Annotated in this window: 13 protein-coding genes; 6 read left to right on the plus strand and 7 right to left on the minus strand. The window is 64.3% G+C overall.

The genetic code is table 11. The annotated features are described in order from the left end of the window. Positions 1-27 precede the first annotated feature (27 nt). The gene (locus I6F24_RS11270; RefSeq protein WP_225149731.1) at positions 28-1,317 is read right to left on the minus strand and encodes an ATP-binding protein; all 1,290 of its coding nucleotides are present in this window, start codon (positions 1,315-1,317) and stop codon (positions 28-30) included. An 85-nt stretch (positions 1,318-1,402) separates the two neighbouring features. Then, on the minus strand, positions 1,403-2,077 hold the full coding sequence (locus tag I6F24_RS11275) for a response regulator transcription factor (RefSeq protein WP_057028815.1): 675 nt from the start codon (positions 2,075-2,077) through the stop codon (positions 1,403-1,405). A gap of 252 nt (positions 2,078-2,329) precedes the next feature. On the opposite strand from I6F24_RS11275, the gene I6F24_RS11280 reads away from it, so the two are divergent. Further along, positions 2,330-2,539, plus strand: coding sequence for a hypothetical protein (locus I6F24_RS11280; RefSeq protein WP_036001583.1), 210 nt, complete (start codon positions 2,330-2,332; stop codon positions 2,537-2,539). A gap of 436 nt (positions 2,540-2,975) precedes the next feature. Here I6F24_RS11280 and I6F24_RS11285 read toward each other — a convergent pair whose 3' ends face one another. The 4 genes from I6F24_RS11285 to I6F24_RS11300 all read right to left on the minus strand — a co-directional run bounded on the left by I6F24_RS11285 (position 2,976) and on the right by I6F24_RS11300 (position 7,143). After that, positions 2,976-4,064 (minus strand): TRAP transporter substrate-binding protein, encoded by a 1,089-nt coding sequence (locus I6F24_RS11285; protein WP_036001586.1) that lies wholly within the window; start codon positions 4,062-4,064, stop codon positions 2,976-2,978. A gap of 155 nt (positions 4,065-4,219) precedes the next feature. Further along, complete coding sequence (locus I6F24_RS11290) at positions 4,220-5,308, minus strand: TRAP transporter substrate-binding protein (protein ID WP_036001589.1); 1,089 nt, start codon at positions 5,306-5,308, stop codon at positions 4,220-4,222. 207 nt (positions 5,309-5,515) lie between these two features. Then, positions 5,516-6,652 (minus strand): Mrp/NBP35 family ATP-binding protein, encoded by a 1,137-nt coding sequence (locus tag I6F24_RS11295; protein ID WP_036022219.1) that lies wholly within the window; start codon positions 6,650-6,652, stop codon positions 5,516-5,518. A 53-nt stretch (positions 6,653-6,705) separates the two neighbouring features. After that, complete coding sequence (locus I6F24_RS11300; protein ID WP_036001594.1) at positions 6,706-7,143, minus strand: VOC family protein; 438 nt, start codon at positions 7,141-7,143, stop codon at positions 6,706-6,708. A 182-nt stretch (positions 7,144-7,325) separates the two neighbouring features. Between I6F24_RS11300 and I6F24_RS11305 the strand changes: the two genes are divergently transcribed. From I6F24_RS11305 to I6F24_RS11325, 5 genes are all read left to right on the plus strand, one after another. After that, a complete protein-coding gene (locus I6F24_RS11305) occupies positions 7,326-8,198 on the plus strand; it encodes an NAD(P)-dependent oxidoreductase (protein WP_036022216.1) in 873 nt (290 codons plus the stop codon). 126 nt (positions 8,199-8,324) lie between these two features. Further along, complete coding sequence (locus tag I6F24_RS11310) at positions 8,325-9,749, plus strand: sodium:proton antiporter (RefSeq protein ID WP_225149730.1); 1,425 nt, start codon at positions 8,325-8,327, stop codon at positions 9,747-9,749. A gap of 162 nt (positions 9,750-9,911) precedes the next feature. Next, positions 9,912-11,507 (plus strand): HAMP domain-containing sensor histidine kinase, encoded by a 1,596-nt coding sequence (locus tag I6F24_RS11315; protein ID WP_036001601.1) that lies wholly within the window; start codon positions 9,912-9,914, stop codon positions 11,505-11,507. Positions 11,508-11,551: 44 nt separating this feature from the next. Further along, positions 11,552-11,755, plus strand: coding sequence for a DUF1289 domain-containing protein (locus I6F24_RS11320; RefSeq protein ID WP_036022214.1), 204 nt, complete (start codon positions 11,552-11,554; stop codon positions 11,753-11,755). A gap of 28 nt (positions 11,756-11,783) precedes the next feature. Continuing rightward, positions 11,784-12,338, plus strand: a complete 555-nt coding sequence (locus I6F24_RS11325) for a TIGR02281 family clan AA aspartic protease (RefSeq protein WP_036001607.1) — start codon at positions 11,784-11,786, stop codon at positions 12,336-12,338. A 105-nt stretch (positions 12,339-12,443) separates the two neighbouring features. Here I6F24_RS11325 and dusA read toward each other — a convergent pair whose 3' ends face one another. After that, positions 12,444-13,430, minus strand: coding sequence for a tRNA dihydrouridine(20/20a) synthase DusA (gene dusA, locus I6F24_RS11330; protein ID WP_225149729.1), 987 nt, complete (start codon positions 13,428-13,430; stop codon positions 12,444-12,446). Positions 13,431-13,987: the final 557 nt, after the last annotated feature.

The raw sequence follows: 13,987 nt of genomic DNA on the forward strand, positions 1-13,987 counted from the left end.
TCCCTGCTCCGCGCACGAGGTGCATTGTCATTGTCGGGCCAGTTCCTCCCCCATCGTGACCTTGTCCGCCAGCCGAAACCGCAGCGTGAACTCCGCACCGCCGCCGGGGAGGTTCTGCACCGCGACCGTGGCGGCGTGATCGTCCGCTACGGCGCGCACGATCGAGAGTCCCAGCCCCGCACCGTCGCTGCGCCGGCGGTCGGCGCGCCAGAAGCGCTGGAAGATCAGCTCGCGCTCAGCCTCCGCGATCCCCGGGCCGGAATCGCGCACCCGCACCGAACCGTCCTCCCCCACCTCGACCTCGACGGTGGTGCCCTCCGCCGTGAACTTGATGGCGTTTTCGGCAAGATTGAACACCGCGCGCTGCAGCATCTCCGAATTGCCGTGGATCAGGACCGGTGCGTCGGTGCCCTTCAGCGCGATGTCCTTGCGTTGCGCGATCGCGAAAGGGGCGATCGAGCCGACCACCTCGGCACAGACGGCGCGCAAATCCGCGGCCTCGCGGGGATCGAGCACCAGGGTGTCGAGCTCGGCGATCTCAAGCAGCTGGGCGACGATCCGGCTCATGGCCTCGATGTCGGCATGCAGCGCCTGCCGTTCGGCGCCGTCGCCGAGCGTCTCGATCCGCGTGCGCAGGATCGCCAGCGGCGTGCGCAATTGATGCGCGGCATCCGCCGTGAACTGCCGCTGCACGCGAAAGCCGGCCTCGAGGCGGTCGAGCGCCTGGTTCACGGCGGTGACCAGCGGCACGATCTCGCGCGGAATCTGCTCGGTCGGCAGGCGAATGTCGGTGCGTGCAGGGCCGATGTTGCTGGCCTCCTGGGAGGCCTTCCACAACGGCGCGATCGCGCGGCGGAAGATGATGATGTCGATGGCAAGCAGGACCAGGAGGATCGGGACGGTGATCCACCCGACCCGCCGAAAAAAGTTCGAGACGATATCGTCGATGATGACGTCCCGGTGGGCCAGATCCTCGGCAACCTGGATGCGCACCGTCTTGCCGGCAACGTCTCGCGTGACGCTGGCGCCGGAGACGGTGTCGGAGGAACGGGAGGGCGCCGTCGCGGCGGAACGCCGGTGCGAGGAGAACAGCAACCTTCCGTCGGCATCGCGAATGTCGAACTGGTAGCGGCCGTAGGCGTCCGAATAAAGCCCCTTGAGGCTGTCGGGCAGGTTGAAGGTCAACGTGCCGTCCGGCTGCGCGACGATGCGCTCCGCCAGCACCTCGGCCTGCGCGCGCATGGCATCGCGATGCAACTGGTCGATCTCGGAGTTGAGCAGCCAGAACAACACCAGCGGCAGGAAGATCGCGACCATCGCGACCGCGACGATGTGCAGAAACACGATGCGCGAGATCAGCGATTTGAAGGTCAGCGATCCGGCACGGCCCGCGGCGGGCACGCTATTTCTCCTCGGTCATGAGATAGCCGACGCCACGGATCGTATGGATCACGACCTTGGCGCCGTGTTCAGTCAGCTGCTTGCGCAGCCGCGACACGTAGACCTCGATCGCATTGGAGGCGACGTCGCCTTCGAGACCGAAGATGTGGTCTTCGACATTCTTCTTCGGTACCACCCGCCCCTGCCGGCGCAGCAGGATCTCGAGCACCGAGGTCTCGCGCGCGGAGATGATCCGCGGCTGGTCGTCGACGAAGATCTGCCGGCTCTCGGTGTCGTAGACGAGGTTGGCGAGAGTGAGCGAGCGGCCGAGCAACTGGCCGGGGCGGCGCAGGATGGCCTCCAGCCGCGCCACCAGCTCCTCCATCGCAAACGGTTTTGCCAGATAATCATCGGCGCCGCTGCGCAGGCCGGTGACGCGGTCCTGCAAGCCGCCGCGCGCAGTCAGCACCAAGACCGGCAGCGGCTCCATCTGGTGACGCAACTCGCGCAGCACCGACAGGCCGTCGGCATCGGGCAGACCGAGGTCGAGGATCATCGCGGCATAGCTGACGCTGTTCACCGCCTCGCGCGCCTCGGCCGCGCTGCCCACGATGTCGCTCTCATAGCCGGCTGCGGCCAGCCCACCGGCCACGAGCCGCGACAGCTCAGCATTGTCCTCGACGATCAGAAGCCGCATCGCATATCCGCTGGACGTTCCTGATACCGCACCGCTCGCGCCGCATCTGCGCTCTTTTCCAGCATTCGGGGCGCCGCGGCCAGCGAAAAAGCGCCGAATAGCCTCTCCTTGTCAGGTCGGTGTAAGCCAGCGCTGCGCATGAACCCGGTCATCGACCACATGATCATCGCCGGCCGAAGATTGACCCACGGAACATTCGTTTTGGCGTGTCGTTAAATCCAAGCGCTCAGGATGAGCGCCTGGAGGAGCCCGATGTCGTATTTTCCATCTGGCGAAGACCAAGCCTTCCGCATTTGCAAGGTGCTCGCCGACGTCTTCTGCGCGATCCTGCTCGGCACCTTTTCGATCGTGTTCTTCGGCTGGATCGGCGGCATTGTCGCCTTCGTCATTCTCGAAGCTGCCCTGCTCGGGCTCGACTGGCTCATGCCAAGCGCAAGAGACGCAGCAGGCGTCGTTCGCTAGCCGCGCTTCCGATGCTCGAAAGCCGACCGATGGTCCGCCTCTGGCGGCAATATGCTCGGCTGCTACGACCAGCTTGCCCCAACGCGCGGACCTTTCCATTACGACGCGCGCCGGCACTAACGGAAAAGGACATCGACCAGGCCTTGCGCAGCGCTCTTTGAATTTCATCGGGATCGAAGCGCATCGGGGGCATCGTTCAGCGCCACGATTTCGGATCGGGCGATGATGCATGTCTACCACTGTTTTGCCCGACGGGTCAAAAATTTCGGTAATTTCGCAATCTCTCGTGGTAACGAAGTCAAGTCATTGATATCGCTGCCCCGGTCTACTGTGCATGGGGTTGTTTTCGACGTTTTGGTTGGACGCCCTCCCAACAGCAGCGACAACGCCCCGGAGTCTTTCGCTCCGGGGCGTGCCGCATCCGATCGGGACGCGATCAGCTCTGCGAGCGCCGCGCCATGAAGATGTCGTAGCCGACCTCGGCCACCTGGAACCAGGAATAGCCGTCGCTCGTGAACTTGGCGAGCGAGTCGTTCACCTTCTTGAAGTTCGGATTGGTCGCAGCGACTTCGGCGTGCAGCTCCTTGGCCGCCTTGTAGCAGGCATCCATGATCGCGGGCGAGAAGGCGTGCAGCTTGGTGCCGCCCGCGAGCAGCTTCCTCAGCGCCAGCGGATTGGCGTTGTCGTAGCGCGCCATCATGTAATTGTTGGCGTAGTGGCCGGCCTGCTCCAGCACGCTCTGGTAATATTTCGGCAGCGCGTTCCATTTGTCGAGGTTGACGAAAGCCATCAGCATCGGACCGCCTTCCCACCAGCCGGGGTAGTAGTAGTGCGGCGCGATCTTGTAGAAGCCGAGCTTCTCGTCGTCATAAGGCCCGACCCATTCGGCGGCGTCGATCGTGCCCTTCTCCAGCGCCGGATAGATGTCACCGCCGGCGAGCTGCTGCGGCACCACGCCGAGCTTCTGGAGCACGCGGCCGGTGAAGCCGCCGATGCGGAACTTCATGCCTTTGAGATCGTCGGGCGTGTTGACCTCTTTCCTGAACCAGCCGCCCATCTGGCAGCCGGTGTTGCCCGCGAGCAGCGAGACGACGTTGTAGCTCTTGTAGAACTCGTTGAGCACGTCGCGGCCGCCGCCCAGCATGTACCAGGCCTGGTTGATGCGCATGTTGGGACCGAACGGCACGGCCGAGCCGAAGGTGAAGGTCGGGTCCTTGCCGAAATAATAATAGGACGCGGTGTGGCCGATCTCGCAGGTGCCGTTCTGCACGGCGTCGAGCACCTGCAGGCCCGGCACGATTTCGCCGGCCGCGAAGATCTGGATCTGGAATTTGTTGTCGGTCGCCTCGGCAACCATCTTGCACATCATCTCGGCGCCGCCAAACAGCGTGTCGAGCGATTTCGGCCAGCTCGTCGGCATGCGCCATTTGATTTCCGGCATCGACTGCGCGATCGCGGGAGCCGCGAGCGTGGCGGCGCCGGCCGCACCAAGTCCTGTGACCTTGATGAAGTCTCTTCTCTTCATGATTTCCTACCCTGATGGATCTAATTGTGGAGCCTTCTTTGCGAGGCTTGCCGACAGAATGGAGCATCACGGGACCGAATGCCATCCCGATCGCAAAGAAAAAGCCCGGCCTCCTGGGGAGGCCGGGCTAGTGGTCTTACGACCTAAGCCGTAGATCAGCCGCGGGTGCGCGAGCGGATCATGAAGCTATCGTAGGTATATTCGGCAACCTGCCACCACAGATATTCGTCGGAGCGGTAGGCCTGCATGGAGTCAATGGCCTTTTTGAAGTCGGCGTTCTTGCCAGAAACCTCGGCCCACAGCTCGTTGGTCGCCTTGAGGCAGGCTTCCAGCACCTCGTTGGTGAACGGACGAAGCTGGGTGCCGCCGGCGACCAGGCGCTTCAGCGCCGCCGGGTTCTGCATGTCGTAGCGCGCAGCCATCCAGCTGTTGGCGTTCGCCGTCGCGTTGGTGAGGATCGCCTGGTAGCTCTTCGGCAGCGCATTGAACTTTTCCAGGTTGGCGAAGGCGTGGACGGTCGGACCGCCCTCCCAGAAGCCGGGGTAGTAGTAGTACTTGGCGACCTTGGCGAAGCCGAGCTTCTCGTCATCGTAGGGGCCGACCCACTCGGCGGCGTCGATCGTGCCCTTCTCCAGCGCGGGATAAATGTCGCCGCCGGCGAGCTGCTGCGGCACCACGCCGACCTTCTGCAGCACCTGGCCGGCAATGCCGCCGATGCGCATCTTGAGGCCGGAGAGGTCGGCAACGGTCTTGATCTCCTTGCGGAACCAGCCGCCCATCTGGGTACCGGTGTTGCCGCATGGGAAGCCGATCACGTTCGACTTCTTGAAGAACTCGTTGGCGAGCTCGTTGCCGCCGCCCTGATAGAGCCACGAATTCTGCTGACGCGCGTTGAGGCCGAACGGCACCGAGGCGAAGATCGCGAAGGTGGGGTCCTTGCCGACGTAATAGTACGAGACGGTGTGGCACATATCGACCGTGCCGTTCGAGGTCGCATCGAGCGCCTGGAGGCCGGGGACGATTTCGCCGGCGGCGAACACCTGAATCTGGAACTTGTTGTCAGTCATCTCGGCGACGTACTTCGCCACCTGCTCGGCGCCGCCATAGATGGTGTCGAGCGACTTCGGGAAGCTCGAAGTCAGGCGCCACTTCACCTCGGGCGAGGACTGTGCGATCGCCGGCGAGGCCACCGCGGTCGCCGCCGCGCCTGCTGCCGACACTTTGAGAAAATCACGACGCTTCATCTTCAGGTCTCTCCTTGCTGGGGCGTTTCCCCTTGACTTCTCTTCTTGCCGCCGCTCGTTCCGGCGACGCGTTGAGGTCGCGTCGAACCGAAGGGGCTTGACTGCGGGGGGCCTTTAACACGGCCAGCCCGGTTTCGGAACGCGACAATGACATGACGGGGCTCTACGAAAGTCGCATGCCCCGGAGCCTGCCGCGGTGCCCCCCATTCAGGCCGCGGCGATGACACCCTTGAGCTGGTCCCGGACCTGGCCGGCAATGGCGCGGTAGATCGCCGCATGAGGGCCGTCCGGCTCGCTGTCGACCACGGGATTGCCGGCGTCCGAGGTGGCGCGAATCGCCATGTGCAGGGGGATCTCGCCCAGGAATGGGACGCCGAGCTTCTCGGCCTCGTGCCGCGCCCCGCCATGGCCGAAAATATCCGACTTGGTGCCGCAATGCGGACATTGGAAGTAGCTCATATTCTCGACGATGCCGAGCACGGGCACGTTGACCTTCTTGAACATGGCAAGCCCCCGCCGTGCATCGATCAGGGACAGGTCCTGCGGGGTCGAGACGATCACGGCGCCCTTGAGCGGCACGTTCTGCGCCAGCGTGAGCTGGGCATCGCCGGTGCCCGGCGGCATGTCGACGACCAGCACGTCGAGCTTGCCCCATTCGACGTCGCGCAGCATCTGCGTCACCGCCGACATCACCATCGGGCCGCGCCAGATCATGGCGGTCTCCTCCTCGACCAGGAAGCCGATCGACATGATGGCGAGCCCGAAGCGCCGAAGCGGAATCATCTTGCGCTCGTCGTTCAGCTCCGGCTTGTCGCGCAGGCCCGTCAGGCGCGGCACCGAGGGGCCGTAGATATCGGCGTCGAGCAGCCCGACCTTGAGGCCGAGGTCGCGCAGGCCGAGCGCCAGATTGAGCGCCGTGGTCGACTTTCCGACGCCGCCCTTGCCGGAGGCGACCGCGATTACGGCGGCAACGCCGGGAATTTCCGATTGCCGCGCCATCGGCGACCCCCCGCCCTGGGGCGGCTTGTGGGCATGGGCCGGCTGCACGCCGGGCGCGCCGCGGCTCGGCTGCGGGGGTGGCAGCGGCGCGGAGCCCGGCTTGCGCTCGGCGGTCAGCGCCACCATGACGGTGGTGACACCGGGAATGCTGCGCACGGCGGCTTCCGCTTCGGCCCGGACGGATTCCCAGGCTCTTGCCTCGGCGGCGTCGACATTGATCGAGAAGAATACCTTGCCGTCGGAGGCGCTGATCGCGCTCAGCACATTGGCATGGGGAAGCGCGACCCCGCGGGGCGACTGGACCCTGGCGAGGCTATCGAGAACCTGTTGCTGCGTCACGCTCAAAGCGCATCTCCTGCAGTTGAGGATGCCCCATTAGAGCGGAAACGCCCAAAAGGCTACTGTCTGCCGATATCGTCCGCCTTTTCGGCCGGCGCCGCCCCCTGCTCCAGGGCGGCCTCGTAGTTCAGCTCGATCATGACCCCGTTGGGGTCGTGGACGAAGATCTGCCAGAGATCGCCACCGGGCACCTGGCGGGCCTCGAACTTGATCTTCTTTGACGCCAGCCGCTGTTTCATACCGTCAAAGCCGCGACTGGCGAAGGCGACATGGTGGACAACGCCGGAATCCGGCTTTTGTGGCTCGTCGGTCGGGGAAATGTCGACGAGGTGAACCACCGGCCTGCCCTCGCTGTACATCCAGGCGCCCGGGAAGGCGAAGTTCGGCCGCGCGCCTTTTTCCAGGCCCAGCACGTCTTCGTAGAAGCGGACGGTCTCGGCCAGATTCCGGGTCCGGATGTTGAAATGATCGAGGACGCCTACGCTCACGCCGCCCATGCTCTCGCTCCCTTGTTTTGAAGTCCTTGGGTCGCCACCCTAGCACGGCAGGCCGCCAAACGAAGCCGTTGCCCTCTGGCCTCAAGGGTTTATGGTGCGCCTCCGGTCCGCCCTCACCGCGGAACCCAGGCATCCCTCGCTTGGCAAGAACCGTAAACCCGAACTACGGACAAGGTACCACTATGGCTAAAGTCGCTTTCCTAGGTCTTGGCGTGATGGGCTTCCCCATGGCCGGACACCTCGTGAAAAAAGGGGGCCATGAGGTCACCGTCTACAACCGCACCGCGGCGAAGGCGAAGGAATGGGCGGACAAGTTCGGCGGCAAGACCGCACCGACCCCGAAGGCCGCCGCCGAGGGTCAGGATTTCGTGATGTGCTGCGTCGGCAACGACAACGATCTGCGCGCGGTCACGATCGGCCCCGACGGCGCCTTCGCCGGCATGAAGAAGGGTGCGACCTTCGTCGACCACACCACTGCCTCCGCCGAGGTCGCCCGTGACCTCGACGCAGCCGCGACCAAGGCCGGCTTCAAATTCGTCGACGCCCCCGTCTCCGGCGGCCAGGCCGGCGCCGAGAACGGCGTTCTGACGGTGATGTGCGGCGGCGCGCAGGACGCCTATTCCGGCGCCGAGCCGATCATCACGGGCGCCTATGCGCGGATGTGCAAGCTGCTCGGGCCCGCCGGAAGCGGCCAGTTGACCAAGATGGTCAACCAGATCTGCATCGCCGGTCTGGTGCAGGGCCTCTCCGAGGGCATCCATTTCGCCAAGAAGAGCGGCCTCGACGTCGCCGCTGTGATCGAGACCATCTCGAAAGGGGCCGCCCAGTCCTGGCAAATGGAGAACCGCTACAAGACCATGAACGAGGACAAGTACGATTTCGGCTTCGCGGTCGAATGGATGCGCAAGGACCTCTCGATCGCGCTGGCCGAAGCCCGCCGCAACGGCGCCAATCTGCCGGTGACCGCGCTCGTCGATCAGTTTTATTCCGAGGTCGAGAAGATGGGCGGCAAGCGCTGGGATACGTCGAGCCTGCTCGCACGCCTGCAACGCTGACGCTCTGTTGCGGCCTGGTTCGGCGTAGCCGGCTTTGAACGTCGTCGCGACATCCGTCGCGACGGCGTTCCGTAAAGCGCGCCGACCGAAACAATCATAGACTTCCGGGGGGAAGCCTTGCCTAACGTGATCGCCGCCGTCCTTGCTGTTGTTGCGCGCCTGTTCCCGGTCGCGCTCCTGGCCCTGCTGGCATCACCTTCGCAGGCGCTTGCCGCATCGCTCGATGGTGCCAGCATTGGCCCGCAATGGGCGCTTCCATTCGCGGGGATGCTGCTCTCGATCGCCATATTTCCGCTCGCCGCGCCTCACTTCTGGGAGCATCACCAAGGCAAGATTGCCGCGATGTGGGCCACCCTGATCGCGCTGCCGCTTGCAATCTGGTACGGCCCGCTTCCAACCGTCCAAGCGCTCGTTCACACGGCGCTGCTCGAATACGTCCCGTTCATGCTGCTGCTCCTCGCCCTGTTTACCGTCGCCGGCGGAATCGTGGTGCGCGGCAATCTTCACGGCTCCCCCGTCCTGAATACGCTGCTGCTCGCTCTCGGCACTCTGATCGCGAGCGTCATCGGCACGACCGGCGCCTCAATGGTCATGATCCGACCGGTGATCCGCGCCAATGACGATCGGCGGCACAACGCGCATGTCGTGATCTTCTTCATCTTTCTGGTGTCCAACATCGGCGGTTCGCTCTCCCCCCTTGGAGATCCCCCGTTGTTTCTGGGGTTCCTGCGCGGCGTGGATTTTTTCTGGACGACGACACACCTGCTTCCCCAGACCACGTTCGCGGCCTGGATTCTGCTCGCCCTGTTCTTTTGCATCGATACTTATCTCTATCGCAAGGAAGGCCGCGTCAAACCGGACCCAACTCCGGACAATCCCTTGCGGATCAGCGGCGGCCTCAACTTCGCTTTGATGGGAGTCATCATCGCTGCGATCCTCTTGAGTGCCAAGCTCGACCTCGGCGGATTTGAAGTTCTCGGCACGCATCTCCAGGTGCAGAATCTCCTGCGCGATGCCGTGATGATCGGAGTCGTGTTCGCATCTCTCGCCGTCACCTCGAAGGAGGACCACGACGCGAACGGCTTCTCTTGGGGCCCGATGATCGAAGTGGCAAAGCTGTTTGCCGCGATCTTCATCACCATCATTCCCGTGCTCGCGATTCTCAACGCCGGCAAATCCGGCGCGTTTGCCTCCGTCGTAAACATGGTCACCAACGCAGACGGCACGCCGAACAATGCTGCATATTTCTGGTTGACCGGCCTGCTCTCATCCTTTCTCGACAATGCGCCGACCTATCTGGTCTTCTTTGAACTTGCCGGAGGCGACGCCAAGCATCTGATGACGAACGGCGCCTTGACCCTTGCCGCGATTTCCGCCGGTGCGGTGTTCATGGGCGCAAACTCCTACATCGGCAACGCGCCCAATTTCATGGTGTACGCAATTGCCCGAGCGAGTGGTGTCGCAATGCCCGGCTTCTTCGGATACATGGCCTGGACCTCCGTCCTGCTGCTGCCGGTCTTCGGGTTGGTCACGCTCGTTTTCTTCAGATGATTGAAGCGCGGGTTGATGAAAGCGGCCGCCCGGACTGCGTATGAATTAACGTTCGGTTAACGTAATTCTTTAGCTCCTTAAGTCAGCTCTTAAGGATTTCTTGCCAGAGATAGACAATGCAGAAAGCCCGCGTCCGGCGTGGGCAGGAATCCGTGTTGCTTGATGAGTAACCCCGCTGAAAAGCCCGAGGTCGTGCAGCTTCCGGCCGAGCCGGTGAGCGCGCCATCGGCGAGCAGCCGAAGGGCTGCGGCGCAGCGGGTGCGCGAGGCGCGCGACAAGTTAACGTCGACCAGTGGAACCCGGCCGGCTTTCGACGCCGAGATGCTGCGGCAATACGCCCAGACCCGGCTGTCCGCCTCCTATGTCGTGATGCTCCTGGTGGTGGCGACCGGCGTGCTGTTCGGGCTATGGATGCAGCCGATCCCGGCCGCGGCCTGGACCGCGGGCATGCTCTGCATCCACAGCGCCATGATCCGCAGCTGCCGGCGCTTCCTGACCGAGCCCGCCTCTCCGGCCGCGACACGCGCATGGCGGACGCGCTTCGTCGTGCTCGACCTGCTCTATGGCCTGTGCTGGATGGCGATCCTGATCCATCCCGTGCTCGACATGGTCACCGAAACGCTGATGATGTTCTTGATGCTGCTGGTGATCGCAGTATCGAGCATGCTCGCGGCCAATCTGCCGATCGCAGCCCTCGCCGCCACGGCGCCGGTCGCGGTTGCGATGGCGCTGAGCTTCGTGACGACCGGATCGCTGGACAATTACATCCTGGCAGCGCTGTCGCTCGCCGCCGAAGGCTATTTCGTGCTGCTGGCGCACCGCCTGCACTCCTCCACCTTCGCCACGCTGGAAGCACGTGCGGAAAAGGACGCGCTGATCGGCGAGCTGGAGCAGGCCAAGGCAATCTCGGACGAAGCGCGCCACCGCGCCGAAGCCGCCAACGTCGCCAAGTCGCGCTTCCTCGCGCAGATGAGCCACGAGCTGCGGACGCCGCTGAACGCCATCCTCGGCTTCTCAGAGGTCATGAAGAGCGAGATTTTCGGCGCGCATGCGGTACCGGTCTACAAGGAATATTCCGCCGACATCCATAATTCCGGCGTGCACCTGCTCAACCTGATCAACGAGATCCTCGATCTGTCACGGATCGAAGCCGGCCGTTACGAGCTCAACGAGGAGGCGGTGTCCCTGGTCGGCATCGTCGCCGATTGCCATCATCTGATGAAGCTGCGTGCCTCGAGCCGCGGCATCACCATCCACGAAGTGTTCGAGCAGGCGATGCCGCGGCTCTGGGCCGACGAGCGCGCGATCCGCCAGGTCGTGCTCAACCTGCTCTCCAACTCGATCAAGTTCACCCCGCAGGGCGGCGAGATCTGGCTCAAGGCCGGCTGGACCGCCTCCGGCGGACAATATCTCTCGGTGAGGGATTCCGGCTCCGGCATACCCGAGGACGAGATCCCGGTCGTGCTCGCCTCGTTCGGCCAGGGCTCCAATTCGATCAAGTCGGCTGAACAGGGCGCCGGCCTCGGCCTGCCGATCGCCAAGAACCTGATCGACCTGCACGGTGGCACGTTCACGTTGAAATCGAAGCTGCGCATCGGCACCGAGGTGATCGTCACATTCCCGCCGGAGCGCGTGATGAGCGCGCTTGCCCCACTCTCGGACGATTCTCCACCGCTCCAGCCGGAGAGCTCCGTCGTGCCGGACGAGAAACGTCGGCCGCGGCACAAGCCGATCATGAGTGCCGGCACAGGCTCTTAACGAGATGCTTGCAGACATGCCCGATCATCCCTCACTATGTCCGTATGAGCAAAGAAACGCCGTGCGTCGCCGTGTGCATGATCGATCCCAAGACCAAGCTGTGCTTCGGCTGCGGCCGCACCTTGCCGGAGATCGCACGCTGGCACGCCATGGAGAGCGCGGACCGGCGCGCGATCATGGCCCTCTTGCCGGAGCGCATGACGGAAGCCGGACTAGTGCCGATCGCTGGATCCCCAAAGCACGTCTGATCCGCCTGCGTGCCCTTGGAGGCGCGCGATGATCCGCTTCCTGCTCGTCCTGATCATGCTCGCCGGCACGGCAGGTGCCGTCGTCGCCTATGGCGATCCCGACCAGATCGCGCGCGCCAGCCACAAGGTCTCGCATATTTTTCGCGCACAAGCCGCCTCCCCGGCGCCGGCCGTGCAGATCCCGCGTGGCCAGGGCGGCGAATTCACGCTGCGCGCGAAGATCAACGGCGTCACTGCGCCGATGGTGATCGATACCGGCGCGACGTCGGTGGTGCTGACCTGGGAAACCGCAAGGGCGATCGGGCTGCCGCTCGAGATGCTTGAATACGACGTCGATCTCGAGACCGCAGGCGGCCACACCAAGGCAGCGCGGCTCACGCTCGACCGTCTCGCCGTCGGCAAGCTGGTCGAGAAGTCGGTGCCGGCCCTCGTCGTGCAGCGCGGCCAGATGAAGACCAATCTGCTCGGCATGAGCTTCCTCGACCGGCTGGAAAGCTGGGGCGTGCGCGCCGACACGCTGATGCTGACAGGGTATCCGGAGCAGCAGCGCAGTCCCCGCCGCGCGCGTACGGCGGTCGACTAAAGCGCGATGCGATTAGGATGAATCGTCTCGCGCTTTAGGCTGTTGTTTGAACATGATCTTTTCGGAAAACCGCTGCGCACTTTTCCGGATCATGCTCCCGCTCATTCAGGCCGCCTCAGCCGGCGCGCGGGCCCCGACACACGTAATCGCCTCGCGCAGCACGTCGAGACCGGCGCCGCGCTTCACACCCTGCTCGGCCAGATGCCGGCGGAACGCACGCGCGCCGGGCACAGCATGAAATGCGCCGACGAAATGCCGCGTGATCGCGTGCAGCCGCGTGCCGTGCGCGAGCTGCTCTTCGATGTAGGGCATCATCGCCTCGAGCGCGTCCTGCATGGTGGCGTGCGGCGCCGGCCCTCCAAAGATTTCGTGGTCGACCGCGAGCAGCCGCCACGGCTCCTGATAGGCGGCGCGGCCGAGCATCACGCCGTCGACATGGGCAAGATGCGCCTTTGCCTCGTCGATGCTCCGAACGCCGCCGTTGATGATGACGGGCACATCGGGCATCGCGCGCTTGAGCCGGTAGACGCGATCATAGTCGAGCGGCGGGATATCGCGGTTCTCCTTCGGCGACAGGCCGTTGAGCCAGGCCTTGCGGGCGTGCACGATCAACGCATCGCTGCCCGCGGCGACCACCGCACGCGCGAGCGCATCGAGCGCGACCTCCGGATCCTGATCATCGATGCCGATGCGGCACTTCACCGTGACGGGAACGGCGACCACGCGCTTCATCGCGTCGACGCACCTCGCCACCAGCTCCGGCTCGGCCATTAGACAGGCGCCGAAACGGCCATCCTTCACACGATCGGACGGGCAGCCGACATTGAGATTGATCTCGTCATAACCGAAGTCCTCGCCGATCCGTGCCGCCGCCGCGAGCTCGCGCGGATCCGATCCGCCGAGCTGAAGCGCCACGGGGTGCTCGACCGCGTCGAACCCAAGCAGCCGCACCCGGTCGCCGTGAATGATCGCGCCGGTCGTCAGCATCTCGGTATAGAGCAATCCCCGCCGCGTCAGGTGACGGTGGAACACCCGGCAATGCCGGTCGGTCCAATCCATCATGGGGGCCACGGAAAAGCGATGAGACAACATATGGATCATATAGACTTTCGAGCCCCCGACGGGAATAGCGGATTTCATGACCGTGCCGGGCCCGATGGCACGCTCTGCGAGCCAATCGGCGCGGGGAAAGCCGGCGCCAGACCAGACGGCAAGCGGTTCGCGGCAGCACGGCGCGGCGCCGCGCTCGAACGCGTACACGTCGAACGCGACCAGTCCGCTGCCAGCGAGTAGCGCGCGAAGAGCATGCTCACTCACGTGGGCCGTCGGAAGATTTGCCTTGATCTCCCGGTGCACATGTCGTGGACACGCCCCCTAACCAACATGAGAGATCGAAAGCGGAATCAAGCGCGCTATTGCAGCGCAGGCTGCTCCAATCACGTCGCCATGCAGCAAATCTGTGCAGCGTGGTTGCGCCTGATCAGATCAGGCTTCGCCACTCGGCCGTCGTTACCTTGCTTGTAGCGGGCCGCGAGGATTGGCGTACGCCGCGGCGCTACACCAAGCTCAAGCAGCAGCTCGCCCGAGCACTCGGGCGAGCTCGCTGGCTTCGACAGGGAGCGCCGGTCCAATGCACAAGCTCGTGAGAC

The sequence above is a fragment of the Bradyrhizobium sp. BRP23 genome (assembly GCF_020194135.1).
GTDB lineage: Bacteria > Pseudomonadota > Alphaproteobacteria > Rhizobiales > Xanthobacteraceae > Bradyrhizobium > Bradyrhizobium yuanmingense.

What these genes read in the sequence shown, in the direction of transcription:
- I6F24_RS11270 (WP_225149731.1), bottom strand. Translation starts at nt 1,317, where the DNA reads ATGGTCGCGATCTTCCTGCCGCTGGTGTTGTTCTGGCTGCTCAACTCC.
- I6F24_RS11275 (WP_057028815.1), bottom strand. Translation starts at nt 2,077, where the DNA reads ATGCGGCTTCTGATCGTCGAGGACAATGCTGAGCTGTCGCGGCTCGTG.
- I6F24_RS11280 (WP_036001583.1), top strand. Translation starts at nt 2,330, where the DNA reads ATGTCGTATTTTCCATCTGGCGAAGACCAAGCCTTCCGCATTTGCAAG.
- I6F24_RS11285 (WP_036001586.1), bottom strand. Translation starts at nt 4,064, where the DNA reads ATGAAGAGAAGAGACTTCATCAAGGTCACAGGACTTGGTGCGGCCGGC.
- I6F24_RS11290 (WP_036001589.1), bottom strand. Translation starts at nt 5,308, where the DNA reads ATGAAGCGTCGTGATTTTCTCAAAGTGTCGGCAGCAGGCGCGGCGGCG.
- I6F24_RS11300 (WP_036001594.1), bottom strand. Translation starts at nt 7,143, where the DNA reads ATGGGCGGCGTGAGCGTAGGCGTCCTCGATCATTTCAACATCCGGACC.
- I6F24_RS11305 (WP_036022216.1), top strand. Translation starts at nt 7,326, where the DNA reads ATGGCTAAAGTCGCTTTCCTAGGTCTTGGCGTGATGGGCTTCCCCATG.
- I6F24_RS11315 (WP_036001601.1), top strand. Translation starts at nt 9,912, where the DNA reads ATGAGTAACCCCGCTGAAAAGCCCGAGGTCGTGCAGCTTCCGGCCGAG.
- I6F24_RS11320 (WP_036022214.1), top strand. Translation starts at nt 11,552, where the DNA reads ATGAGCAAAGAAACGCCGTGCGTCGCCGTGTGCATGATCGATCCCAAG.
- I6F24_RS11325 (WP_036001607.1), top strand. Translation starts at nt 11,784, where the DNA reads ATGATCCGCTTCCTGCTCGTCCTGATCATGCTCGCCGGCACGGCAGGT.
- dusA (WP_225149729.1), bottom strand. Translation starts at nt 13,430, where the DNA reads ATGTTGTCTCATCGCTTTTCCGTGGCCCCCATGATGGATTGGACCGAC.